The sequence below is a fragment of the Kitasatospora sp. NBC_01246 genome (assembly GCF_036226505.1).
Taxonomy (GTDB): domain Bacteria; phylum Actinomycetota; class Actinomycetes; order Streptomycetales; family Streptomycetaceae; genus Kitasatospora.
Window position 1 is genome coordinate 2,423,528 of record NZ_CP108484.1, and the last position, 24,411, is coordinate 2,447,938.

Annotated in this window: 20 protein-coding genes and 1 pseudogene; 9 read left to right on the plus strand and 12 right to left on the minus strand. The window is 74.0% G+C overall.

Annotated elements, in window-relative coordinates:
* Positions 1 to 46: 46 nt before the first annotated feature.
* Positions 47 to 502 carry a contact-dependent growth inhibition system immunity protein gene (locus tag OG618_RS10595; protein ID WP_329487093.1) on the plus strand — a complete coding sequence of 152 codons (456 nt, stop codon included), beginning with the start codon at positions 47 to 49 and terminating at the stop codon, positions 500 to 502.
* Between the two features lie 105 nt (positions 503 to 607).
* On the opposite strand, the gene OG618_RS10600 is transcribed toward OG618_RS10595, so the two are convergent.
* On the minus strand, positions 608 to 1,429 hold the full coding sequence (locus tag OG618_RS10600; RefSeq protein ID WP_329487095.1) for an SGNH/GDSL hydrolase family protein: 822 nt from the start codon (positions 1,427 to 1,429) through the stop codon (positions 608 to 610).
* 696 nt (positions 1,430 to 2,125) lie between these two features.
* Positions 2,126 to 2,476: pseudogene (locus tag OG618_RS10605) on the minus strand (winged helix-turn-helix transcriptional regulator); the annotation flags it as partial.
* A 96-nt stretch (positions 2,477 to 2,572) separates the two neighbouring features.
* Here OG618_RS10605 and OG618_RS10610 point away from each other — a divergent pair.
* Positions 2,573 to 3,787: a pyridoxal phosphate-dependent aminotransferase gene (locus OG618_RS10610; protein WP_329487096.1), complete on the plus strand. Its 1,215-nt coding sequence runs from the start codon at positions 2,573 to 2,575 to the stop codon at positions 3,785 to 3,787.
* A gap of 89 nt (positions 3,788 to 3,876) precedes the next feature.
* On the plus strand, positions 3,877 to 4,209 hold the full coding sequence (locus OG618_RS10615) for a YnfA family protein (RefSeq protein WP_329487097.1): 333 nt from the start codon (positions 3,877 to 3,879) through the stop codon (positions 4,207 to 4,209).
* Positions 4,210 to 4,260: 51 nt separating this feature from the next.
* On the opposite strand, the gene OG618_RS10620 is transcribed toward OG618_RS10615, so the two are convergent.
* Positions 4,261 to 5,352, minus strand: a complete 1,092-nt coding sequence (locus OG618_RS10620) for a sugar ABC transporter substrate-binding protein (RefSeq protein WP_329487098.1) — start codon at positions 5,350 to 5,352, stop codon at positions 4,261 to 4,263.
* A gap of 265 nt (positions 5,353 to 5,617) precedes the next feature.
* Between OG618_RS10620 and OG618_RS10625 the strand changes: the two genes are divergently transcribed.
* The gene (locus OG618_RS10625) at positions 5,618 to 6,103 is read left to right on the plus strand and encodes a peroxiredoxin (RefSeq protein WP_329487099.1); all 486 of its coding nucleotides are present in this window, start codon (positions 5,618 to 5,620) and stop codon (positions 6,101 to 6,103) included.
* A gap of 152 nt (positions 6,104 to 6,255) precedes the next feature.
* Here OG618_RS10625 and OG618_RS10630 read toward each other — a convergent pair whose 3' ends face one another.
* The 4 genes from OG618_RS10630 to OG618_RS10645 form a co-directional block, all read right to left on the minus strand.
* Complete coding sequence (locus tag OG618_RS10630; protein WP_329487100.1) at positions 6,256 to 7,923, minus strand: purple acid phosphatase family protein; 1,668 nt, start codon at positions 7,921 to 7,923, stop codon at positions 6,256 to 6,258.
* A 283-nt stretch (positions 7,924 to 8,206) separates the two neighbouring features.
* A complete protein-coding gene (locus OG618_RS10635; RefSeq protein WP_329487101.1) occupies positions 8,207 to 8,470 on the minus strand; it encodes a hypothetical protein in 264 nt (87 codons plus the stop codon).
* 127 nt (positions 8,471 to 8,597) lie between these two features.
* Entirely contained in the window at positions 8,598 to 9,008 is a 411-nt protein-coding gene (locus OG618_RS10640) for a (2Fe-2S) ferredoxin domain-containing protein (protein WP_329487102.1), read from the minus strand.
* A gap of 4 nt (positions 9,009 to 9,012) precedes the next feature.
* Complete coding sequence (locus OG618_RS10645; protein ID WP_329487103.1) at positions 9,013 to 10,986, minus strand: heavy metal translocating P-type ATPase; 1,974 nt, start codon at positions 10,984 to 10,986, stop codon at positions 9,013 to 9,015.
* Between the two features lie 89 nt (positions 10,987 to 11,075).
* Here OG618_RS10645 and OG618_RS10650 point away from each other — a divergent pair, with 89 nt between their 5' ends.
* Entirely contained in the window at positions 11,076 to 11,426 is a 351-nt protein-coding gene (locus OG618_RS10650) for an ArsR/SmtB family transcription factor (RefSeq protein WP_329487104.1), read from the plus strand.
* 23 nt (positions 11,427 to 11,449) lie between these two features.
* On the opposite strand, the gene OG618_RS10655 is transcribed toward OG618_RS10650, so the two are convergent.
* Together OG618_RS10655 and OG618_RS10660 are read right to left on the minus strand one after the other, a co-directional pair.
* Positions 11,450 to 13,435 carry a serine/threonine-protein kinase gene (locus OG618_RS10655; protein ID WP_329487105.1) on the minus strand — a complete coding sequence of 662 codons (1,986 nt, stop codon included), beginning with the start codon at positions 13,433 to 13,435 and terminating at the stop codon, positions 11,450 to 11,452.
* A gap of 320 nt (positions 13,436 to 13,755) precedes the next feature.
* Entirely contained in the window at positions 13,756 to 15,411 is a 1,656-nt protein-coding gene (locus tag OG618_RS10660; protein WP_329487106.1) for an FAD-binding dehydrogenase, read from the minus strand.
* A 331-nt stretch (positions 15,412 to 15,742) separates the two neighbouring features.
* Between OG618_RS10660 and OG618_RS10665 the strand changes: the two genes are divergently transcribed.
* Entirely contained in the window at positions 15,743 to 16,687 is a 945-nt protein-coding gene (locus OG618_RS10665) for an SGNH/GDSL hydrolase family protein (protein ID WP_329487107.1), read from the plus strand.
* Between the two features lie 77 nt (positions 16,688 to 16,764).
* Here the strand turns inward: OG618_RS10665 and OG618_RS10670 are convergent, their stop codons facing one another.
* Both OG618_RS10670 and OG618_RS10675 read right to left on the minus strand, forming a co-directional pair.
* Positions 16,765 to 19,194: a lamin tail domain-containing protein gene (locus tag OG618_RS10670; RefSeq protein WP_442906777.1), complete on the minus strand. Its 2,430-nt coding sequence runs from the start codon at positions 19,192 to 19,194 to the stop codon at positions 16,765 to 16,767.
* A 422-nt stretch (positions 19,195 to 19,616) separates the two neighbouring features.
* On the minus strand, positions 19,617 to 20,603 hold the full coding sequence (locus tag OG618_RS10675; RefSeq protein WP_329487108.1) for a helix-turn-helix transcriptional regulator: 987 nt from the start codon (positions 20,601 to 20,603) through the stop codon (positions 19,617 to 19,619).
* A gap of 474 nt (positions 20,604 to 21,077) precedes the next feature.
* Between OG618_RS10675 and OG618_RS10680 the strand changes: the two genes are divergently transcribed.
* Together OG618_RS10680 and OG618_RS10685 are read left to right on the plus strand one after the other, a co-directional pair.
* Positions 21,078 to 21,281 carry a hypothetical protein gene (locus OG618_RS10680; protein ID WP_329487109.1) on the plus strand — a complete coding sequence of 68 codons (204 nt, stop codon included), beginning with the start codon at positions 21,078 to 21,080 and terminating at the stop codon, positions 21,279 to 21,281.
* A 7-nt stretch (positions 21,282 to 21,288) separates the two neighbouring features.
* Entirely contained in the window at positions 21,289 to 21,558 is a 270-nt protein-coding gene (locus OG618_RS10685) for a hypothetical protein (RefSeq protein ID WP_329487110.1), read from the plus strand.
* Positions 21,559 to 21,897: 339 nt separating this feature from the next.
* Here OG618_RS10685 and OG618_RS10690 read toward each other — a convergent pair whose 3' ends face one another.
* Positions 21,898 to 23,019 carry a HoxN/HupN/NixA family nickel/cobalt transporter gene (locus OG618_RS10690; RefSeq protein WP_329492064.1) on the minus strand — a complete coding sequence of 374 codons (1,122 nt, stop codon included), beginning with the start codon at positions 23,017 to 23,019 and terminating at the stop codon, positions 21,898 to 21,900.
* A gap of 280 nt (positions 23,020 to 23,299) precedes the next feature.
* Between OG618_RS10690 and OG618_RS10695 the strand changes: the two genes are divergently transcribed.
* Positions 23,300 to 24,274 carry a hydrolase gene (locus tag OG618_RS10695; RefSeq protein ID WP_329487111.1) on the plus strand — a complete coding sequence of 325 codons (975 nt, stop codon included), beginning with the start codon at positions 23,300 to 23,302 and terminating at the stop codon, positions 24,272 to 24,274.
* Positions 24,275 to 24,411 lie beyond the last annotated feature (137 nt).

Here is a 24,411-nt window from a genome sequence, read left to right on the forward strand (position 1 = left end):
CGGGCCGACCCCAGGAGGCCGCGGCGGCCCCGCCTGCAGTCGTCCGGTGAACCGAGACCCCTCCCCGACGGACCTCGAACCCGACCGCGAACCCGACCGCGAACCCGACCGCGAGAGCGGCCGTGGGCCGGACCTCCCGGTCGGCGCGACCCGGCTGGTGGCGACCGCGCACGCCCTGCGGCGCAAGCCGGTCGGCGAGCTGACCGTCGAGGACCTGCGTCTGCTGATCCGGCAGGCCGTGGGCCTGCCGCACCTCCTGCCACGGACGCTGGACGTCCTGCGGGACGACCCGATGGTGGCGGGCGACCTCTACGAGGGCGACCTGCTCCACGCCGTGCTCACCAGGAGTCCGGACGTCTGGAGCCGTCAGCCCGCACTCGGGCACCGGCTCCGGCAGATCCTCGCGGAATCGGTCGGGCTGCCCCCACCGCTCCGTCGGGAGGCCGAGCGCTTCCTGGCCCGGTCGGTGCCCGGCGAGCCGGGAACCGCTCAGCCCTCGTAGCGCGACCGCTCCGCACGCTCCGGCGCCCGGCCGCCACCCGGGCGGCGGCCGGGCCACGGCCGGTGAGGCGACGGCCGACCCGGTGCCCGGGCACCCGGGAAACGCTCAGCCCTCGTACGGCAGCAGCTCCGCGCGCTTCGGCGGGCGGCCGTCGCCCGAGGAGCGGCCGGTGAGGCGGCGGCCGATCCAGGGGCCGAGGTGTGTCCGGGCCCAGCGGGCGTCGGCGGCCAGCTTCTCCGCCCGGCCCGGCAGGGCGGCGACCGGCAGCGGGGCGCGCCAGTCGAAGGCGGCGGGGCGGCCGAGCGCCTCCAGGACGGCCTCGGCGACCCGGCGGTGGCCCTCGGGGCCGAGGTGCAGGCGATCCTCGGCCCAGAGGCGGCGGTCGTCGAAGCACGGGGCGGAGAAGAGGTCGACCACCGCGATCCCCCGGTCCTGGCCGAGCTCGTGCACGAAGGCCTTCATCCGCAGGATCGCCGGGAGCAGCCGGGTGCTGCCCGCCATCCGTCGGGTGGGGTCGGTACTGGTGAACAGCACCACGGTGGCGCCGGTGGCGCGCAGCGCGGTGGCGGAGCGGCCGAGCAGGTCCTCGACCTGGGCGATGTCGCAGCGCGGCCGCAGCACGTCGTTGAGGCCGCCGGCCAGGGTGACGAGGTCGGCGCGCATCGCGGCGGCGGTGGCCAGTTGCTCGTCGTGGATCTGGCCGATCAGCTTGCCCCGGACGGCGAGGTTGGCGTACCGGAAGGCGCCGGCCGGCTGCTCGGCGGCGAGCCGGTCGGCGACCCGGTCGGCCCAGCCCCGGTAGTGGCCGTCGGGGAGCAGGTCGTCGCACATGCCCTCGGTGAAGGAGTCCCCGACGGCGACGTAACTGGTGTACCCGGTGGGCTCGGTGGGCGCGCCGGGCGCGCTCTTCTCCATTGTGTTCTCCATGGCCCGACGATCGTACGCGCACCTCCACCGGCTGCCGGGGACACCCCCGGCACCGCGCGAGCCCGACAGCCGGACCGGGGCAACGGGCCGGATCGGCCCCAATCAACGGCGGCGGCAACCGAACGCCGACCGGCCGTTTATCGGCCTGCGCCAGAGTGGGTCGGGCCGGGAGGGGACGCCCGGCAGGCACCACCAGCTGAGGAGGGCATCCGGAGCACAGGACCGGCCGCGGCCCGTGCACCACCGCGGCCGCACTCGTCCGGGTCACCCGACCGCCGGCGCGGAGCGACGACCAGCAACGGGGGAGCTGGTCGCCGGAGCCGTCACGGATCCGCCGCCGGTACCGAGGGGTTCGCGCAGCTCTCGCGGAGAGCTGCGCGAGCCCGGTCCGTGACCGGGCTCCGCCGGACCGGGAGGTCGGCCGGCCGCCACGCGTCGTCGGGGATCCGGTCCCCGGTCGCGTACCCGCCCTCCTCCGTCAGCGGCCGGCGGAAGCCGTCATCGCGGGCGTCGACGGGCTCGAGGGGCGAAGGCGACGTCCGCGCGAGGTGCGCCGGACGGCACCCGCAGATCGCCTCCCGCGGCACCCTAGCCCGCCACCACCGCACCGTCCGCCGACAGTTCGCGCCCGCCGTCCGGTCCGGCCACCCCACCGCCGTCCGCCTCCGCGCCGCCCGCGCCGTCCGCACCCGTGACCCAGTGCTCCCGCACCGCGTCCGTCGGCCGCTGCTCGCCGAGCAGGTCGAGGCCCCAGGCACCCAGGGCGTCGACCACCCGGCGCAGCGTCACGCCCCGCTCGGTGAGCTCGTACACGGTGGCGTTGGCCGGCCGTTCCAGCCGCCGGCGCAGCACCAGGCCCTCGCCCTCCAGCTGCTTGAGCCGGGCGGCGAGGATGTCGGTGGAGACGCCGGGCAGGTCGGCGTGCAGGTCGGTGTAGCGGCGCGGGCCGGCGAGGAGTTCACGGACGATCAGGAGACTCCAGCGCTCCCCCACCGCGTCCAGGGCGCGGGCGACGGCGCAGTACTGGTCGTAGCTTCGGCGTGACATGTGGATCAGCATAGCCAAAAGGTTGGACTTTCCAAGTGCTTACTTGGTAGAACAAAGCGAGCAGAACGTGCGGGTTGACCGGTCGGGAGGCCTCAGATGGAGTTTCGGCAGTCCAGCAAGCTGACGGGTGTGTGCTACGAGATCCGGGGCCCGGTGGTCGACCAGGCCAATGCGCTGGAGGCGGCCGGGCACAGCGTGCTGCGGCTGAACACCGGCAACCCGGCGCCGTTCGGCTTCGAGGCGCCGGAGGAGATCCTCCAGGACATCATCCGCAACCTGCCCAACGCCCACGGCTACAGCGACTCGCGCGGCATCCTGCCGGCCCGTCGCGCGGTGGTGCAGTACTACCAGCAGCGCGGCGTCGCCGGAGTGACCGTCAACGACGTCTACCTCGGCAACGGCGTCTCCGAGCTGATCCAGATGGCCGTCACGGCTCTGGTCGACGACGGCGACGAGGTGCTCGTCCCGATGCCCGACTACCCGCTCTGGACGGCCGTGGTCCGGCTGGCCGGCGGCAAGGCCGTCCACTACGCCTGCGACGAGCAGGCGGACTGGTACCCGGACCTCGACGACATCGCGGCCAAGATCACCCACCGCACCAAGGCCATCGTCGTCATCAACCCCAACAACCCGACCGGCGCGGTCTATCCGAAGGAACTGCTGGAGGGCATCCTCGACCTCGCCCGCCGGCACCAGCTGATGGTGCTGGCCGACGAGATCTACGACAAGATCCTCTACGACGACACCGAGCACCACTGCCTGGCCGCGCTCGCCGAGGACGTGCTGACGCTCACCTTCAACGGCCTCTCCAAGTCCTACCGGGTGGCCGGCTTCCGCAGCGGCTGGCTGGTCGTCTCCGGGCCCAAGCAGCACGCCACCGACTACCTGGAGGGCCTCACCATGCTCTCCGGCATGCGGCTCTGCCCCAACGTCCCGGCCCAGTACGCCGTCCAGGCCGCGCTCGGCGGCCACCAGTCCATCAACGACCTCGTCCTGCCCGCCGGCCGGCTCACCGAGCAGCGCGACGTCGCGTACAAGGCGCTGAACGAGATCCCCGGCGTCAGCTGTGTGAAGCCCAAGGGCGCGCTGTACGCGTTCGCCCGGCTGGACCCGGCGGTGCACCGGATCGTCGACGACGAGCGGTTCGTCCTGGACCTGCTGCTCCGCGAGAAGATCCACGTCGTCCAGGGCACCGGCTTCAACTGGCCGCGCCCGGACCACTTCCGCTTCGTCACCCTCCCCCGGGCCGACGACCTGGAGACCGCGATCAACCGGATCGGCCGCTTCCTCGCCACCTACCGCCAGACCTGACGCCCCGGTCGCCGGCGGTCCGGGAGCCCCCGCACCCCCGGCGACGCGGGCACGGGCCCCGCCCGCCGCGGCTCGTAGGCTTGGCGACCATGACGGTCCTGCGCTCCGCCGCCCTGTTCGCCCTCGCCGCCCTCGCCGAGATCGGCGGCTGCTGGCTGATCTGGCAGAGCGTGCGGGAGGAGCGGCCGTGGTGGCTGGCCGGCCTCGGGGTGGTGGTGCTCGGCGGGTACGGCTTCTTCGCCGCGCTCCAGCCGGACAGCGACTTCGGCCGGGTGCTGGCCGCGTACGGCGGCGTCTTCGTGGCCGGCTCGCTGCTCTGGGGCATGGCGGTGGACGGCTTCCGGCCCACCCGCTACGACGTGGCCGGGGCGCTGGTCTGCCTGGCCGGGGTCGCCGTGATCATGTACGGCCCCCGGCGCTGAGCGGCGGCGCTGCCGCACAGCACCGGGGCGGACGGACGCCGGCACCCCCGCCTACTTGACGCCGGCCGCCGCGCAGGCGTCCGCGAACGGCGCGGTGCAGATGTCGGCCGCCTTGTACAGGCCGCCGCCGACCACCGTGGCCTGCACCTTCGCCTTGGTCACCACGATCGGGGTGAGCAGCAGCGAGGGGATCCGCTGCCCGCCGCTGTCGACCCCCGCGTTGGCGGCCGCGTTGATGTCCATCCCCTTCAGCAGCTGGACGGCGATGCTCCCGGCGGCGTCCGCCTCGGGCTTGTACGGCTTGTAGACGGTGAAGGACTGCTCGCCGGTCAGCACCCGGCGCACCGCGTCGATGGAGGCGTCCTGGCCGCCGACCGGGACGTTCTTGATCCCGGCCGCCCTGAGCGCCTCGATGACGGACGCGGCCATGCCGTCGTTGGCCGCGTACACGGCCTGGAAACCGTCCTTGCCGAGGGCCTGGATGGCCTCGTTGGTCTTCGCCAGGGCCACCTCCGGCTTCCACTCGCCGGACTGCTCGTAGCCGATCTTCTTGACCCGGCCGTCGAGCGACCGGTGCGCGCCGGCCTTGAACATCGCCGCGTTGGGGTCGGACTCGGCGCCGTTGATCATCACGACCGTGGCGGCGGCGGCCTTCGGGCCGAGCGCGTCGAGCAGGGCCTGGCCCTGGATCTCGCCGGTGCGCTGGTTGTCGAAGGACACGTAGGCGGCGACCTTGCCCTCCGCCAGCCGGTCGTAGGCGACGACCTTCACGCCCTTGGCGGCGGCGGCCTCCACCCAGGGGGCGGTGACCTTGGCGTTCACCGGGTCGAGCAGGACGACCTTGACGCCCTTGGCCAGCAGGTCGTCGAACTGCCGCTTCTGGACGGTCTCGTCGCCGTCGGCGTTGGCGTAGTCGACGACGCAGCCGGTGCAGAGGGACTCCACCGTGGCCTCGATCAGCGGCTTGTCGAAGGCCTCGTACCGGGTCGAGGAGGTCTTCTCGGGCAGCAGCAGCCCGATGGTCTTGCCGGCGACGCCGTCCGAGTGCGGTGCCGCTCCGTCGCTCTGGCCGCAGGCTGCGAGGGCGAGGGCCAGCGCGAGCGTGGCCGTGCCCGCGCCCGCGCGACGGGTCGTTCTGTTCATGGTGGGTGCTGCCTCCTGACTGCGCCGCGGCTTTGCGGCAGAGGTCGGAGTCAAGCCGTGCTCGGCGATTCCGTCAATAACTGAAGGGAAACTCGATACCTTGCTGCTCGATTCGTTATGAAGTGAAGATCCGTCGGATATTCCCGCACGACAGTCGCGAAGCCTTCGCAGACCGGCGTCAACTCTTCAACATCACGAGCCCGGCCGTCACCCAGGCATAGGGTGGGCGGCGACCCCAGCACCCACCCGTGAGGACCGCACAGCGATGGCCAAACCCCCCGAAATCGGCTCCCTCGCCCCCGAGTTCACCCTGCCCGGCCTGCTGTTCGACGAGCAGGCCGGCACCGCCGAACGCCGCGAGTACCGCCTCGCCGAAGCCAAGGGCGGCCCGCTGGTCCTGGTCTTCTACCCCGGCGACGACACCGCGGTCTGCACCAAGCAGCTCTGCTCGTACAGCTCCGACCTGGACCGCTTCCGCGGCCTGGGCGCCACCGTGTGGGGCATCAGCCCGCAGGGGCTGGACAGCCACGAGCAGTTCGCCCGCAAGCACCGCCTGGGCTTCCCGCTGCTCGCCGACCCGGACCGGACCGTCGTCCGCGCCTACGGCATCGCGGTGCCCGGGCTCGGGCTGCGCCGCTCGGTGTTCGTCCTGGACGGCGACGGCACGGTCCGCTGGAAGCACGTCGCGCTCGCCGGGCTGACCTTCCAGCACAGCGACACCCTCGCGGCGCAACTGGCCGCACTCGGCTAGACCGGCCCGCCGGCGGGCGGCGGTGAGCCCAGGTGGCGCACGCGGCAGTCCCCGGCCGGCCCCGGACACGCCGGTGGCCCGGCCGGGAGTTCCCGACCGGGCCACCGGGCCCCGTGGGGCCGGTCTCCGCGCCCCCGGGCGCGCGGGGCGGACTACCAGCCCCAGCCGCCGCCCTCGCCGTCGTCGTCGGTGGTGCCGTCCCAGCCCTCGCCGACCTTGCGCAGGATCGTGTAGTGGTCGACCTGCGTGCCGTTCTCGGCGAGCGCGGTGACCTTCATCGACGACTTCTGCCCCAGGTGCGCCGGGGTGACGTCGACCTTGATGAACGAGTAGCCGGTGTAGCGGACCCGCGACCACTCGACCTTCTCGGTCACCTTCACCCCGCCCTTGGCGAAGTGGTAGGTGTCCACCGAGTCCAGCCGGTTCTCGTGGCCCTCGTAGGTGTCCGGGGCGTCGAAGCTGTACAGGCTGCGGCCGGCCGCGCCCGCCGTCACGTACACCACGCCGTCGGTGGCCGGCTCGACGGTGGCGCCGCTCGGCACCGCCTTGGAGACCTTGTTGCCGAGGATCGCGTCGGTGCGCTCGTAGACGTGGTTGTGACCGTTGATCACCAGGTCCACCCGGTACTTCTCGAACAGCGGCACCCACGCCTCGCGCACCCCGCCCTCGGAGGCGTGCTGGTGGGTGGTGGAGAAGGCGCAGTGGTGGAAGAAGACCACGACGAAGTCGACGGTCTCGTCGTTGCGGAGGTCCTTCAGGGTGCGCTGCAGCCACGCGGTCTGCTTGCCCGCCGAGATGCCCAGGTTGGCCGGGATCTCGTAGGAGACGTCGTTGGCGTCCAGCGAGATGACGCCGACGTTCTTGTAGCGGAAGCTGTAGACGCCGGGGACGGTCCGCGGGTCCGGGCCGTTGTCCGGCAGGAAGAAGCGGTTGTTCTCGCCGCCGTACCCGTGGTGCGAGTACCAGGCCTCCATGTCGTGGTTGCCGTAGGAGACCATCCACGGGACCTTCGAGGCGACCGTCTCGGTCTGGACCAGGAAGTCGTCCCAGGTGCGGGCGTTGTACACCGACTTGTCGGCGTCCTGGCCGGAGCCGGCCGGGTCGGCGTAGCAGATGTCGCCGGCGTGCAGGTGGAAGGCCGGGTTCTGGGCCAGGATCACGTGGTCGTTGCCGGCCGCGTGCGCGCTGACGCCCTGGTCACCGAAGGCGGTGAAGGTGAACGGCTCGTACACCTTGCCCCAGCGGTGGTCGCGCGAGGGCGCGGTGCGGAAGGTGCTCAGGGTGGAGATCGCCTGCTGCGAGGCCGGGTCGAAGCCCTGGTGGCCGACGCCGTAGTAGTACGTGGTGTCGGGCTGGAGGTCCTCCAGCGCGACGTGCAGGTAGTACTGGTCCACCGGCTGGCCGGTCGGGGTCAGCGCGGGGGTGTGCAGGGCGCGCACCTCGGCCTGGACCTTGTGGCCGAGGTCCCACGGGTTCCTGCCGTAGCGCAGGAACGGCTTCTTCACCGGGGCCGGGACCTGCCAGGAGACCCGGAACTGGGTGTCCGGCTCGGGGCCGAACGCGAGGTGACGGCCGATCGGGGCGACGAGCGAGCCGTCGACGCCGTCGGCCGTGCCGCCGGTCAGCAGCTGCGGGGAGGCCGGCGCGGCCGTCGCGACACCGCTGCCCAGCGAACCGCCCACGGCCAGGGCGCCGACGCCGACGGCACCGGCGGTCAGCATCCGGCGGCGGGAGAAACGGGCCCGCAGGTACTCGTGCTGCTCGGCCATGCTCATGCGGTCGGCGAGCTTCGCGGGCACGCCCATGTGGGGGATATCCATGGGCGGGACTCTTCCAGCGCAGCGTTGACCGCACACCTACAGGCGGTGAACGCACCCCGGCGCGCCGGTCAGTCGAACGCCAATGTTCGACCATGTCTCGGCAAAGTCGCCCCGGGCGGCCGGAGGCCGCCGGATCATCCGGCCCGGCCCGGGTCCTGATCCCCCGGGTCCTGATCCCCCGTCGCAGAGTCCGCCGTACCGGCCGGGGCGCAGGCGGACCGGCCGGGGCCCTGCGCTACCGGCCGGGGCCCCGGCAGACGAAGGGCTCCGCCGGCCGACGGCCTCAGCGCGGCGGCGGGGCGATCTCGTCCCAGGTGGAGGGGGCGCGGTTGCCGGTGCCGTCGCACGTCCGGCAGACCTCGTCGCGGTAGGCGTGCTTGGCGCCGGCCGCGTCGACCCGGTAGCGGACGTAGACACCGGTGCCGTCGCAGAGGAAGCAGTTGCCGCCACCGCCGCCGACCTCGGTGGTGCCGGTGCCCTGGCAGGTGCGGCAGCTGAGACCGGCGGTGCGGCCGGTGCCCGCGCAGATGCGGCAGACCGTGGTCACGTCGTGATTCCTCCCAAGCCGGGGCGCCCGGTAAATGGTAGTGCCCCGGCTCGCCGGACGGACCGCCCCGGAGCCGGGCACCCGCACCGGGCCCGGTGCGCGCCGCCGGGCCCGGGCTCCCGGCGCCTCAGCCCGGGAGGCCGTCGCGGATCCGGCGGGAGACGGTGACCTGCTGGAGGTCGAGCAGCCCGGGCGGCTCGGCCAGGCCCGGGCCGCCGGCGTGCACCCACTCGGCTATCTCCTCGACCATGTCGTCCGCCAGCACCCAGCCCAGCCAGACCGGGCGGCCGCCGGCCGCGCGGCCCTCGCTGGACGGGCCGACCACCACGACGTTGGAGTGCGCGCACGCGTCCAGGCACTTGACCGCGCGGACCTTGCCCGCTCCACCGACGGCCTCGCGCAGCCGCTCGTACTGGCCCGCGTGGTCGACGCCCGGGTGCTTCTCCTGGGTGCCGCAGCAGCAGCCCCGGCAGACGGTGACGGTCACCGGGGCCGCGGGCCCCTTCCCGCCACCGCGCTCGCGGTCTCGACGGCTCATCGGCTCAGCGCTCCTCGTGGTTCCCGGCCCCGGCGCCCGGGGCTTCCTGGTGGAGGGCCCGCAGCCACGCCCGTTCGCGCAGCAGCCGCAGGCCGTTGAGGCCGACGATCACGGTGGAGCCCTCGTGCCCGGCGACACCGAGCGGCAGTGGCAGCGTACCGGCCAGGTCCCAGACCACCAGGACGGTGATGAACGCCCCGGCGATCGCCAGGTTCTGCACGACCAGCCGGCGGGCCCGCCGGGAGAGCGCCACCACGGCCGCCACCGCGGTCAGTTCGTCGCGCACCACCACCGCGTCCGCGGTCTCCAGGGCGAGGTCGGACCCGGCCCGGCCCATCGCGACCCCGCTGTGCGCGGCGGCCAGCGCGGGGGCGTCGTTGACGCCGTCCCCGACCATCAGCACCCGGTGTCCGCCGTCGGCCAGTTCGCGGACCGCCGCCACCTTGTCCTGGGGCAGCAGCGCGCCCCGGACGTCGGTCAGACCGACCTCCCGGGCGAGGTGTTCGGCGGCGAGCCGGTTGTCGCCGGTGAGCAGCACCGGTGGGCGGCCGGTGAGCGCGGCCAGGCCCCGGACGGCGGCCGCGGCCTGCTCGCGCGGGCGGTCGGCGAGGCCGAGCACGCCGACCGGCTCCCCGTCGCGCAGCACCAGGACGGCGGTGCGGCCGGCCGCCTCCAGCTCGGCGACCGCGGGGTGCCCGCGGTACGGACCGGGGGCGCCCACCGCGACCACCGCGCCGCCGACCACGGCCCGCACGCCGATCCCCGGGGTGGCGGTGAAGTCGGTGGCCGCGGGCGGCACCAGGCCGCGCTCGCGGGCGGCGGCGACCACCGCCCGGGCCAACGGGTGCTCGCTGGGGTGCTCGGCGGCGGCCGCGAGGGAGAGCAGCTCGGCCTCGGTGACGCCCAGCGGGCGCAGCTCGACGACCTTCGGCGTGCCCTCGGTGAGGGTGCCGGTCTTGTCCAGGGCGACGGTGTCCACCTGGCCGAGCCGCTCCATCACCACGGCGGACTTGACCAGCACGCCGTGCCGGCCGGCGTTGGCGATGGCGGAGAGCAGCGGCGGCATGGTGGCCAGCACCACGGCGCACGGCGAGGCGACGATCATGAACGTCATGGCGCGCAGCAGGGTGGCGGTCAGCTCCGCGCCGAGGGCGAGCGGGACGGCGAAGAGCAGCAGGGTGGCGGCCACCAGAGCGGCGGCGTAGCGCTGTTCGACCTTCTCGACGAAGAGCTGGGTGGGCGCCTTGGTCTCGGAGGCCTCCTGCACCATGGCGACGATCCGGGCGATCACGGAGTCGGCGGCGTCCCGTTCGACCCGGATCCGCAGCGCGCCGCCGCCGTTGAGGGTGCCCGCGTACACCTCGTCGCCGACCGACCGGGCGGCGGGCAGCGGTTCGCCGGTGATGGTGGCCTGGTCGACCTCGCTGCTGCCGTCGAGGACCCGGCCGTCGGCGCCGATCCGCTCGCCGGGGCGGACCAGCACGGTGTCGCCGACGGCGAGTGCGGCGGTGGGGACGGTCTCCTCCCGGCCGTCGGCCGTGAGCCGGCAGGCCGTGGCGGGGGCGAGGTCGAGCAGGCCCCGGACGGAGTCGGCGGTGCGGGCGGTGGCCAGCGCCTCCAGGGCGCCGCTGGTCGCGAAGATCACGATCAGCAGGGCGCCGTCCAGCGGCTGGCCGATGGCCGCGGCGCCGAGGGCGGCGACCACCATCAGCAGGTCGACGTCCAGGGTCCGCTCGCGCAGCGCCCGCAGCCCGGCCAGGGCGGGCTCCCAGCCGCCGGCCAGGTACGCGGCCGCGTACAGCGCCCCGGACGCCCACCCGGGGCCGTCGAGCAACCGCACGGTGAGGGCGGCCAGGAAGGCCGCGGTGGCGGCGGCCGCCCAGCGGGCCTCGGGCAGCGCGAGCACCCGGGTGCGGCGCGGGGGCGCCGTCGCGGGGGCGGTGGGGACCGGCGGTCGGGTGAGCACGGTGGCGGACATGTCCGCCACGATACAGGAACATATGAACACACTTTCATTCGTTCCTGCGTGCCGGGCCCCGCCGGAGCCCCGCCCCGTAGGATGCCCCCATGGGACACGCAGCCGCCGAGAACGCCGTGCCGCAGATGCGCCTGGACGCGTCGAACGCGGCCAAGGTGGCGAACACCCTCCAGGCCCTGGCCACCCCCTCCCGCCTGCTGATACTCGCCCAGCTGCGGGAGGGCCCGCGGGCCGCCACCGAACTCGCCGACGCCGTCGGCATGGAGCAGTCCGCCTGCTCCCACCAGCTCCGCCTGCTGCGCAACCTCGGCCTGGTCGTCGGCGAGCGCCGCGGCCGCTCGGTGGTCTACTCCCTCCACGACGACCACGTCGCCGCACTCCTCGACCACGCCGTCTACCACGTCGACCACCTGCGCCTCGGCGTCACCGACGACCGGTAGGGCTCACTCCGGAGCCCCGCGGCTCAGGGCATCCGCCACTGCTGGTAGGCGTTGCCCGGCGTGCACGCGGTCATGGTGGCCTGCCTGCCCGCGCCGTTGTCGGTCAGGCAGGTCGACCCCATGTAGTCCTTGAGGTAGTAGACGCCCTGGGCGCCCGCGCCGACCACCGACCAGTTGGCCATGAAGCTGAACCCCGGTGAGAGCAGCACCTTCTGACTCGACGTGTTCGAGAAGTCGGTGTCCTGGACGAGGGCCGGCCCGCTCAGGCCGCACGCGTGGATCTCGTACCAGCCGCCCGGGTTCGGGTCCGAGCGCACCCAGCCGTAGGCGGTCGTCCCGCCCACCACGACGGCGCCGCCCGGCGACGGGCCGGCGGCGGCCAGGCCGAGCTTCTGGCCGTCGGCCACGTTGACGATGTCGCCCCACCGGCTGCCGCCGCACCCCGCGGGCACGGTCGGCGCCGATGGCTTGGACTCCGGCGGCTTGGGAGCCTCGGGGCTGGGCGCCGGCTGGTTCGGCGCGGGTGCCGACGGGGCGGGCTGTTGGGGTGCGGGGGCCTGCGGCGCGGGCTGGTTCGGCGCGGGAGCCGCCCCGCCGCCCCCACCGCTGCCGCTGCCGCCCGTCTTCGGCGAGGTGCCGCCCGACCCACCGGCGGACCCCCCGGAGGACCCGCCGGCCGACCCCGTGCCGCCGCCCGGCTTCGGTGCCGCGCCCGGTGCAGGGACCTCCGGCGCGCCGCCGGCAGGCGGCACGGGCGCTCCGCCGGCCTCGGGCTCCGCGGCCGGTGGAGCGCCCGGCGTGGGCTCCGCGCCCGGCGCCGGCGTGGCCGGGAGCTCCCCGGTCGGCGACGCGGTCGCCGCCGGGCTGTCGGTGAGCGGGCCGGCGGACACCGACACCGCCGGCTGCGCACCGGGCTGTTGCGTCTGCGTCTGCGTCCGCGTGTGGAACGGGCCCCGCTCCACCAGCACGACCGTGGCCGCACCACCGGTGATGACCACCGGAATGATGACGGGCACCAGGAGGCGGCGCCACCGCCGGCCCGCACCGGGCTCGGCGCCGGTCCGGCGTGCCACCCGGGCGACCTCGGCCGCCGGGGCGCCGGCCACCGGGGTCCCGGGCACGGCGGGCGGGACGGGGCGCACCACCGCGGCGACCGGCGCCGACCTGTCGCCGACCGCCTCCCGTGCCGCGGCCGCCATCGCGGCGGCGTCGGCGAACCGGTCCCCCGGCTGCTTGGCAAGCGCCCGGGCGACGAACTCCCGCACGGCCGGCGCGAACTCACCGGGCAGCTCCGGCGCCGGCTGCTGGACGTGCTTGAGCGCCACCTCGACCACGCTCTCGCCGGTGAACGGCGGCGTGCCGGTCAGCAGTTCGTAGCAGACCACGCCGAGCGAGTAGAGGTCCGAGGCCGGCGTGACTCCGCCGCCGCCGGCCTGCTCCGGGGCCATGTACAGGGCGGTGCCGACCACCACGTTGGTCGCCGTGAGCGTGGTGCTCACCAGCGCCCGCGCGATGCCGAAGTCCGTCACCGTCACCCGGCCGTCGTCCCCCAGCATCAGGTTGGACGGCTTGACGTCCCGGTGCACGATCTCCTGCTGGTGGGCGGCGTGCAGCGCGTCGAGCGCCCTGGCGAGCAGGCTCAGCGCCCGCTCGGGCGGCATCGGGCCGTCCTCGGCGAGGGCCTTGTCCAGCGGCCGCCCCTCGACGAGCTCCATCACGATGTAGGCGATCCGCTCGCCCTCGGCGCCGTGACCGGCGTCGCCGCCCTGCTCCCCGTAGTCGTGGACCTCCACGATGCCCGGGTGGCTGATCGCCGCGAGCAGTTGGGCCTCGCGCCGGAACCGCGACGCGAACGTCCCCTCCTCCAGCAGTCCCGCGTGCAGGACCTTGACGGCGACCTGCCGTTCCAGCACCCGGTCGTCGGCGCGCCAGACGGCGCCCATGCCGCCGCCACCGATCCACTCGGTCAGCGCGTACCGACCTCCGAGTACGGTCCCCCGACCATTCATGCCCCGCCCCTTCGCAGTGCCCCGCCCCAACGGGTCGTCACCAACACGGCCTGTGCTGCCACCACTCTCCCCCGCCCGCCGCGCCACCGGTACCGGTCGGACCCGGCCGTTCGGGCCGCGGCGAGCATCAGACGCTACCGGGCAGGGTCGGCACGGCCCCGCCCGGGGCCGGGTGGTGGTCGCCGAACGGCCGGTGACGGGCGCGGCGGTGCGGGCACCCGGGGCCGACCGGGCCGGTCCGGCTCCGCGTTCGCCGCAGCGCACTCCCGGGCCAACTCGACAGCAGCCCAGGGCTGTTGTGGTGCGAAGGCCGCCGCCCGTTACGCCGTCGCGGCCGCCGCCGCACGGCCCGCCGTGCGGCCGGAGAAGAGGCAGCCCCCGAGGAAGGTCCCCTCCAGCGAGCGGTAGCCGTGCACCCCGCCGCCGCCGAAGCCGGCGGCCTCGCCGGCCGCGTACACGCCCTCCAGCACCTCGCCGCCGGGCCGCAGCACCCGGGCGGAGAGGTCGGTCTCCAGCCCGCCGAGCGACTTGCGGGTCAGGATGCTCAGCCGGACGGCGATCAGCGGGGCGGCGGCCGGGTCGAGGATGCGGTGCGGAGCGGCCGTGCGGATCAGCTTGTCGCCCAGGTAGCGGCGGGCGCCGTGGATGGCGGTGACCTGGAGGTCCTTGGCGAACGGGTTGGCGAGCTGCCGGTCCCGGGCCTCGACGGTGCGGCGCAGCTCGTCCGGGTCGATCAGCGCCTCGCGCGTGCGGGCGTTCATGCCGCGGGCGAGGTCCGCCAGGTTGCCGGCGACCACGAAGTCGGGTCCGTGCCGCAGATGGGCGCGGACCGGGCCGGGGGCGCCGGGCAGCGCGCGGCCGAGCACGCCGCGCACCGAGCGGCCGGTGAGGTCGGGGTTCTGCTCGGAGCCGGAGAGGGTGAACTCCTTCTCGATGATCTTCTGGCTGAGCACGAACCAGGTGTGGTCGTGCCCGGTGGTCCGGAGGTGTTCGAGGGTGCCGAGGGTGTCGAAGCCGGGGAAGAGCGGGACGGGCAGCCGGCGGCCGCGGGCGTCCAGCCAGAGCGAGGACGGGCCGGGCAGGATGCGGATGCCGTGCCGGGCCCAGATCGGGTCCCAGTTCTCGATGCCCTCGGTGTAGTGCCACATCCTGTCGCCGTTGATCAGGTTGCCGCCCGCCTCGCCGGTGATGCCGAGCATCAGGCCGTCGACGTGGGCGGGGACGCCGGAGAGCATCCGCTCGGGCGGGGTGCCGAGCCGGGCGGGCCAGGCCTTGCGGACCAGGTCGTGGTTGCCGCCGATGCCGCCGGAGGTGACGATCACGGCCTGCGCGCGGAGTTCGAACTGGCCGGCGACCTCGCGCGAACTGGCTTCGCCGCGCGCCGCGTTGCTGGGCACCAGCACCTCGCCGGCGACGGTGTCGGTGACCCCGGCGTGCGCGGAGAGGCCGGTGACGCGGTGGCGGAACCGCAGGTCGACCAGGCCGCGTTCGGCGGCGGCTCGGACCCGGCGGACGAAGGGTTCGAGCAGGCCGGGCCCGGTGCCCCAGGTGATGTGGAAGCGGGGGACGGAGTTGCCGGGTCCGTCGGCCAGCAGCCCGCCGCGCTCGGCCCAGCCGACGACCGGGAAGAACCGCACGCCCTGGGCGCGCAGCCAGGCCCGCTTCTCCCCCGCCGCGAAGTCGACGTAGGCCTCGGCCCAGCGGCGCGGCCAGGCGTCCTCGGCGCGGTCGAAGCCGGCGGTGCCCTGCCAGTCCTGGAGGGCGAGCGCGTGCGAGTCGCGGATCCGCATCCGGCGCTGCTCGGGCGAGTCGACCAGGAAGAGACCGCCGAAGGACCAGTGCGCCTGCCCGCCGAAGGAGGCCGCGGGCTCCTGGTCGAGCAGGATCACCCGCCGTCCGGCGTCGGCGAGTTCGGCGGTCGCGGCGAGGCCCGCGAGACCGGCTCCGATGACGATGACATCGGCGTCCAGGGCCATGCGCTCTCCTCCATCAGTGGTCCGGCGGTGCAGCCGGTGGTCCTGCGGTGCGGCGTTCGGGCGGTGCGGCGTGCGCCCGATACTGCGGCCTGCGGCGGGGCGCGTCAACCGGTGAGTAACAAGCTGCGGCGGCAATTCCGCTCCGAGGCGTTTCGGAAATACCTCCGATACACGGTGGAGCGTTATTCCGAAATGCTTCTGACGGGCTTTCGGGAATTTCCGCGCCGGGCATGGACGCATTCGAAACCTGGCGGTAACTTACCTGTCAGTAGTAAAGCTGTGGCCCGGCTGGCGCGACCCCCACTCGTTCTCTCTCCCCCAGGAGGAACCCGTGCTCAGCCCTGCCCGGAAACGCCGTACGACCCGGACTTCCCGGAAGCCCGCCCTGCTCGCCGCCGCCGCACTGGGCGCGGCCCTCGCCCTGACCTCCACCAGCGCGCAGGCCGCCACGCCCGCCCCCCGCCACTACGTCGCCCTCGGCGACTCCTACGCCGCCGGCGCCGGGGTGCCCGGCCAGTCGGCCGGCCTGTGCCTGCGCTCCGACCGCAACTACGGCCACCTGGTGGCGGCCGCCCTCAAGGCCACCGCCTACACCGACGTCACCTGCGCCGCCGCCAAGGTGAAGGCGATGACGCAGCCCCAGTACGACGCGTTCATCCGGGTCAACGACCCGCAGTTGGACGCCGTCACCGCCGACACCGACCTGGTGACCCTCGGCATCGGCGGCAACGACCTCGGCGCCACCGACCTCGGGCTCGGCGAACTGGTCGGGGTCTGCATCGCCGGCGCGGCGGTCAACCCGCTGGGCACGCCCTGCAAGGACGTCTTCCACCACGGCTACTGGGACTGGTCCAGCTGGTCCTGGCAGTACGGCAACGACGACCTGGCCGACCGGATCGCCGCCGCCCGGCCGCAGATCGCCGACACCCTGAAGCGCGTCCACGCCAAGGCCCCCGGCGCCAGGGTCCTGCTGGTGGGCTACCCGTCCGTGCTGCCGGCCGACGGTTCCGAGTGCTTCCTGCGCCAGCCCGTCACGGCGGGGGACGTCGAGTACATGTACGGCGTGCTCGGCCAGTTGAACGCCATGCTCAGGTCCACCGCGGCCGCGGGCGGCGCCACCTACGTGGACACCGCCACCCCGACCGTCGGCCACGACGTCTGCTCGGACGACCGCTGGATCGAGGGCGCGCTGCCGGGCTCCCCGGCCGTCCCGTTCCACCCCAACGCCACCGGCGAGAAGGTGATGGCGGACGCCGTGCTCGCCGCCCTGAAGTAGCCGCGGGCGCGGGCGGGAACCCCGAGGGGGCGGCGACCGGAACTCCGGTCACCGCCCCCTCGGTCGTGCCGCGGGCCCTACGGCTTGATGCGGACCACCTGCGGGTCGTGGTCGCTCGCCTGGACGGCGAACTCGCTGTTGATGTGCACCACGTCGTACTTGGCGTACCCGACCTCTGGGCTGACCAGGACGTGGTCCAGCACCTGCGAGTTGCCCTGGTAGACGTAGGAGTACTGCTCCTTCTCCGGCAGCTCGTTCACCAGGTCGCGCAGCACGCCGTCCTTGGTCAGCGCGGCCAGCGCGGGCGAGAACTGGTAGTCGTTGAAGTCGCCGAGCGAGACCACCTTGGCCTCCTTGTCGGCGGCCAGCAGCTTGGCCACGAAGGCCTGCTCGACCGTGGCCTGCTTGAGGCGCTGCACCTCGGAGCTGCGGGCCGGGGCCTGGAAGCGGCTGTCGATGCCCTGGTCGCCGCCCTTGCTGTTGAAGTGGTTGGCGATGACGAAGACCTTCCTGCCGCGGAAGGAGAACTGGCCCACCAGCGGCTTGCGGCTGTTCACCCAGGCCTCGTCGGCCGGGGCGATCCGGCCGGGCGAGGCGGTCAGCGCGGTGGCCGCGCCGGTGCCGGCCACGTCCACCGCGGCGGTGGCGCTGCCGCCGGCGATGTCGGTGAAGGAGACCCGCTGCGGGTTGAAGAGGAAGACCTGGCGGATGTTGCCGCCGGGCTCGCCGCCGTCCTTGCCGTCCTCCGGGTCGATCGAGCGCCAGTCGTACGCCGGACCGCCGGCCGCCTTGATGGCGGCGACGAACTTGGCGACGGTCTGGCTCGCGTCCACCGTGCCGTCGCTCTTGGCGCCGTTGTTGTCCTGGATCTCCTCCAGGGCGAGGACGTCGGGCGAGCGCAGGTTGGTGACCACGGCCTGGGCCAGCTCGGCGAACTTGGCGTCCGGGTTGCCGGGCGCCAGGTTCTCCACGTTGTAGGTGGCGATGGTCAGCTCGCGGTCGGCCGGCTGCGCGGTCACCTCGCGGGCCAGGTGGTTGTCCTGGAGCGCGCCGAGGGTACCGGCGACCAGGGTGTAACCGCCGAAGCTGTTGTAGTCCAGCGGGCCGTCGGTGGTGCCGGTCAGCACGTCGCCGACGTTGGCGACCGGGAACGGCTGCTGGGCGGCCGGCGCCTGCTGCTGCACCATCAGGCGGCCGACGTTCGGCTCCTCGTACGACTCGTACAGCACGCCGCCGCGCCGGCTCTTCTGGTCCTGCTTGTCGGCCGCGACCCAGAGCTCGTTGTACTTGTCGGTCGCCTGGATCACCCGGACGTCCTTGACCTGGACGCGCATGCCCTCCAGCGACTCGTAGAAGTCCAGGGTGTACTTCTCCGGCTGGAGCGGCAGGGACTCGACGGTGCCGCCGGCCGGGGCCTGCGGGGTGTAGGTGCCGGGGATGTTGCGGGTGTCGACCTCGACCGCGGCCGGCAGCGGGTTGCCCGAGGAGAGCACGGTGACGGCCGGGCCGCTGAGCTGGGTGAGCGACTGCGAGCCGCCGTTGAAGTTCGGGTAGTACTCCGTCACCTTGCCGGTGACCAGCACCGAGTCGCCGACCTTGACGGTCGGGTTGGCGCTGCCGGTGTAGACGAAGACGCCCTCGCTGGTGGCCGGGTCGGCATCCGGGTTCGGGTCCTGGATCCAGAAGCCCTTGGAGCCGTAGCCGCGCACGCCGGTGACGATGCCGGGTACGCCCGCGACCGTCTTGCCGGTCCGGCTCGACAGCCGGGTGGTGCCCTGGATGTCGTGGATCCGGACGGTACCCGGCTCGGTCGGACCGGTCGGGGTGGAGCCCTCGGCGACCTCGCCCTTGCTGTTGGTCGGGCTCGGGGCGCCGGCGGCGAGGTCCGCCGCGTTGTCGTCGGTGTCCGCGAGGCCCGCCTTGCGGGCCACCGAGGCGGTGTTGGAGGCGCCGGCGGCGGCGGCCGAGCCCTCGTGGACGACGGCGGTGCCGAAGCCGACCAGGTCCCGCACGCGCGGGTCGGCGGCGCAGTCGGCGGCGGTCCTGCAGGTCAGCGGGTCGGTGCCGCGGACCAGCGCGACGGTGCCGCTGGTGCCCGACAGGGCCAGCGAGCCGGCCGCGTCCGGGGCGGGCAGGTCGACCGTACCGCCCGCGCCGGCCGCCTCGGCGACCAGGTAGCGGGTGCCGGGGGCGATCGCACCGGTCAGCGGGGTGACGCCCCACTGGGAGTTCGCGCCGGGCGTGCCGGATATGTACTGCACGCTCCAGCCGTCCAGGCCGAAGGCGGCGCCGCCCTTGTTGGCCAGCTCGATGAAGTCGTTCTTCAGCGTGGCACCCGAGTTGCCACCGCCGCCGTACACCTCGGCGATCACCGCGTCGGCCGAGGGCGCGGCCACCGCGGCCGGCAGCGGGACGAGCACCAGCGAGACGGCCAGGCCGGCCGGAAGGAGGGTCGCGCGGAGCAGGGTGCGGCGCGACCGCGGGCGGGAAGCGGGGGAGGTGGTCACCTGGACGGGACTCCTTGGTTCGTCGTGGCGCGCAGCGGCACGGCAACGGGGGTGGCACGAGTGGCCCGGCAGTCGTGGGGCCGCCGGGACGTGAGGGTGGGTCAGACGGGCGCGAGTGCGCTACCCGCGTAGAGGCGCGGGCCCGGGGATCCTGGACGGCCCCCGCAGCGCCTTAAGATACGCGCGTAGAAAATGACGCGACAAGACCTCGGCGGTGAACAATCGAGACCGTCGGCGAGATCACACCCGAAGCTGTGACGCGCGCGACAGGTTGGGCGCCCGGCGGGGTCCCGCCGCCGCCCTGACGGTCACTCCCAGGGCCGAGGGGATGCCGCTCCCGGCCCCGCCGGGCCGCCCCGTCGGACCGCCCCGGCGGGGCCGACCGCCCGCCCGCCGCCCGACCGCCGCGGCCGCGACCGCCGCTAGAGCCAGCCGCGCTGAGCGGCCTTCAGGCCCGCCTCGAACCGGCTGCCCGCGTCCAGCCGCTCCATCAGCGCGGCCATCTGCCGGCGCACCGTCCGCACCGAGACCCCGAGCCGCTTGGCCGCCGCGTCGTCGGTGAGCCCCGTGGAGAGCAGCCGCAGCAGCTCCCGCTCACCGGCGCTCAGGCCCGTGCCGGCGTCCTCGGCCCGGTGGGTGCCGAGCGGGACGGCCGTCTCCCAGGTCTGCTCGAAGAGCGCGACCAGCGAGGCGACGATGCCCGGCTCCTCGGTGCACAGGGCGCCGAGCCGGGTGTTCTCCGGGTCGATCGGCACCACGGCGGTGGAGCGGTCGAAGACCAGCATCCGGGGCGGCAGCACCGGGGCGGTGCGCACCCGCCCGCCGAGACCGGTCATCCACTGCGCGTACCCGAGGGTCTCCGGGTCGTTGCGGACGCTGTCCTGGTAGATGGTGCGCAGGCTCACCCCGCGCACCAGGGCGTCCTCGTCCAACGGCCGGGAGGCGGCCAGGCTGGCCGCGGACTGCGCGCCGCCGGGCATCACCGCGAGGCACTCGGAGGTCAGCCGGGCCGTCAGCACCTCCAGCTTGGCCTGGATGGCGTCCAGGCCGACCAGCCGCTCGCCGCCGTCCACCAGGGTGCTGGCGCGCAGCGTCGCGTACTCGGCCACGGCCCGCGCTACGGCCGCCTTGGAGACGGCCAGCTCCTGCTGGCGCCGGGCGAGGTCCTCCTCCTGACGGCGCAGCAGGAGCTCCAGTCCGCGTTCCGGGCTGACCGGCCAGAACGCCCCGGGGCGGTCCCGCGAGGCGCGCAGCAGGGTGAGGTCGGCGAGCCGGTCGAGTGCCTCCCGGACGGCGCGTTCGGGCAGCCGGAGCCGCTGGCACAGCTCGACCACGCCACCCTCGGGGTCGGCCAGCATCTCGCGGTAGACGGCCTCCGCGGTGGTGTCGAGGCCCAGCAGTTCCAGCACTTCAATGACCCCTGCTCGTCGCAATGGGATTATCGGGCGATCTGCGGCTCGATCCTTGCGCCGTGGCACCGGCGTCACAAGGCATGATCCGGTCAAGCGGCTCGGGTGTACGCCGGCCCCCGGCGGGGAACCACGCCGACAGCCCCGCCGGAACGGTACCCGGGGGTGTCGCCGGAGGGCACCGGCAGCGGCCCTGGCGAGCGGTACCGCCACCGCGCCCACGGCCCCGCCGGCGGACCGGCCGACGGGGGCGGGCCGGCCGGTGAGCGCATCCGCGGGGATTTCGCCAGGAGGTTGCAGCTTGCTGCCTGGCCTGTTGCTGCCCGCCGCTGCCCCTCCCGCCCGGGGGCCGCCACCGGGGAGGATTCCCCGTGCGTGCACCCTCCCCCGCGCTCCAACGCCCCGCGCTCGCACACCTCCCCCGCGCTCTGCCCCTTCGCGCCCTGAACCACTGTGCCCAGAACAGGAACCGCCGTGCCCAAGACCGTCCGGCTGCTCGCCGCCGCCGCCCTCGCACTCTCCCTCGCCGGCGTCTCCGCGCCCGCCTTCGCCGCCCAGCCGGCCGCCGTCACCGCCGGCGTGGCCGCCGACACCGGCATCGGCTGGGACCACCCGCTGCCCGCGGCGATCGGCTGGGACACCACCCCCACCGGGAATCCGGGCATCGGCTGGGACTGACCCTTCGGTGTTCCCCGTCCACCTGACCCTCCTGGACGTCTCCGCCGCGCCGACGGGCGAGGCGGGGGCCGCCGACGTCCAGGCAGCTGTGTGGGGGTGCGCGGGGCCGGGCGACGGTCTGGAGCACGTGCGCGCCTGCGCCGTCCCGGGGGGTGTGGGACTGGTGCTGTACGTCCGCGCGCCGGACCAGGGCGTGGCCGAGCTGCGGGCGCTGTCCCTGCTCGACCGCACCCTGGCGGCCGGCCCGACCGGCCGCTTCGCGCCCGCGATGCCCTGACGGCACCGCCGGCGCCGCTTTCCGGCCTTCCGTAGGGGTTTCCACCGATCCCCATCCCTCGGAAATTTGGCCGATTTCGAGCGCTCGCCGCTCCGACCGGGTGCCCGGCACCCGCGCTCCGTCCCCCCGGGGCGGGTCGGCCGGCCGGTCCGGGCGGGCTGCGAGCGAGCGCCCGGCAGGCTCCGGGCGGAGCCGGGACGATGCGGACGGACACAGACGGACGGACGGACAGACCGAACGACGAAACGGCGGGCCGGTCCGAGGTTCTCCCCCGGACCGGCCCGCCGTTCGCGCGCTCCGGCCGGCCGGCGCCGACCGCCCGCCCGCGGAGCCCCGCCGCTACTCGGCCTTCTCCGCCGCGCTCGCCAGGCCCGCCGACCACTTCTCCTCGACCCGGCCGAGCTTCCAGTAGGCGATCGCCGCCGCCCAGGTGAGCACGAAGAGGCCGACGATGGCGTAGCCGACGAAGTTGAGGTCCAGCTCGCCGATCCAGGCGACCGGCCCGCTGGTGATGTCCAGCTTCTCGCCGAGCAGCCCGATCAGCTCGATCGAGCCGATGACCAGCGCGACCAGGACGGAGAGACCGGTGACGGTCAGGTTGTAGTAGATCTTGCGGACGGGCTTCGAGAACGCCCACTCGTAAGCGAAGTTCATGAACGACCCGTCGATGGTGTCCAGCAGGCTCATCCCCGCCGCGAACAGCACCGGCAGCACCAGCAGCGCGTACCAGGGCAGCTGGAACGCGGCCGCGCCGCCCGCCAGGACCAGCAGCGAGACCTCGGTCGCGGTGTCGAAGCCGAGGCCGAACAGCAGGCCGACCGGGTACATGTGCCAGGGCTTGGTGACGGCCCTGGTCACCCGGCCCAGGATGCGGTTCATGAAGCCGCGCTTGTCGAGCTGCTGCTCCAGCTCGGCCTCGTCGAACTCGCCCTCGCGCATCTTGCGGAAGACCTTGAGGATGCCGTTGAAGGCGCCGAGGTTGATCAGGCCGATGAGCAGCAGGAACGTCCCGGAGACGGAGACGCCGATCAGGCCGGTCGTGTCGTGCAGGGTGGAGTCGTCGGACTCGACCTGGCCGGCCAGCGACTGGATGCCGAAGGCGAGCAGCGCGCAGAGGCCGAAGACGATCGAGGAGTGCCCCAGCGAGAACCAGAAGCCGACCGAGAGCGGTCGCTTGCCCTGGCCCATCAGCTTGCGGGTGGTGTTGTCGATGGCCGCGATGTGGTCCGCGTCGAAGGCGTGCCGCATGCCGAGGGTGTAGGCGGTGAGGCCCATCCCGGCGCCGAACACCTGCCCGCCGACGTCGTAGTGCTCGGGTGCGATGACCGCGAGGAGGGTGAACCAGCCGATCACGTGCAGCGCGAGGATGAAGCCGCCCATGCCGGCCAGGCGGATCCACTCCTCACGGGTGAGCCGGTCGCGCCATCTGACGGCGGTGGCACCTGCGGCGGGGCTGGACATCGTGTCGTCCTTTCGGGGGAGCGGGCGGAGCTGGGCCATCTTTCCCTCGGCGAGGAAGTACTTGCAAGTCATACGCAAGTACTGGTCCGGGGCGGTCGGGACCTGACGGCGCGCGGAGGGCGCATTCCGGAAGCGCTCCGGTCCTCCCAAAGATCGCCATGTACCGTACAAGTACCCGTAACCTCCGGAGGCTTTCACCGGACGGACCGCACGCGGATACTCGGATCTACGCGCGAATACTCGGGCGCCGACACCTCAACTCCCCACGGAGGAACGGCACATGATCCGCATGAGAACGGCTGCCGCCCTGGTCGCCCCGGCCCTCCTCGCCGCCGGCCTCTCCGGCCTGGCCCCCACCGCCTCGGCCTCCCCCACCGCCCGTACCGCGGCCGGCACCGCACCCGCCCCCACCGCGGCCACCGCCGCCGCCCCCCACCGGGTGCTGTTCGACAACACCAAGGCCGAGACCGCCGGCAACGCCGACTGGATCATCTCCACCAGCCAGCCCGACCCGCTGGCCCAGAACGCCAGCCCCAGCACCGAGAAGAGCTGGACGGGCGCGCTCTCCGCCTGGGGCGTCGCCCTGCAGAAGACCGGCCAGTACAGCCTCAAGACCCTCCCGGCCGGCTCCACCATCAGCTACGGCACCGGGGCCGCGCTCGACCTCGCCAACTTCGACACCTTCGTGGTGCCCGAGCCGAACGTCCGCTTCAGCGCCGCCGAGAAGGCCGCCCTGATCCGCTTCGTGCAGAACGGCGGCGGGCTCTTCCTGATCTCCGACCACAACCAGAGCGACCGCAACAACGACGGCTGGGACTCCCCCGCCGTCATCAACGACCTGCTCACCAACAACGGGGTGGACAACGACGACCCCTTCGGCTTCAGCGTCGACGTCAAGAACATCTCCACCGACAACCCGCGCGCCGTCAACGACCCCGCCGACCCCGTCCTGCACGGCGCCTTCGGCACCGTCACCGGCTCGATCCTGCGCTCCGGCACCACCTTCACCCTGAAGCCCGCCGACAACCCCTCGGTCAAGGGCCTGCTCTACCGGACCGGCTACAGCGGCACCACCGGCGCCTTCTTCGTCACCAGCGGCTACGGCAGCGGCCGGGTCGCGATCTGGGGCGACAGCTCCCCGGCCGACGACGGCACCGGGCAGTCCGGCAACACCCTCTTCGACGGCTGGAACGACCCGGCCGGCACCAACGCCGCCCTCGCCCTCAACGCCACCGCCTGGCTCAGCAAGGCCTGACGCCCCCGTCGCGCCCCGCCGGGGCCCGCTCACCAGGACAGTGCCGGCATCCTCCCCTAGGGTCGGACTGCTGACGCCTGCGGCGCGGGCGGGCTCCGGCCCGCCCCGCACCGTGGCCCGCCGAGCGGGCCCCCCGC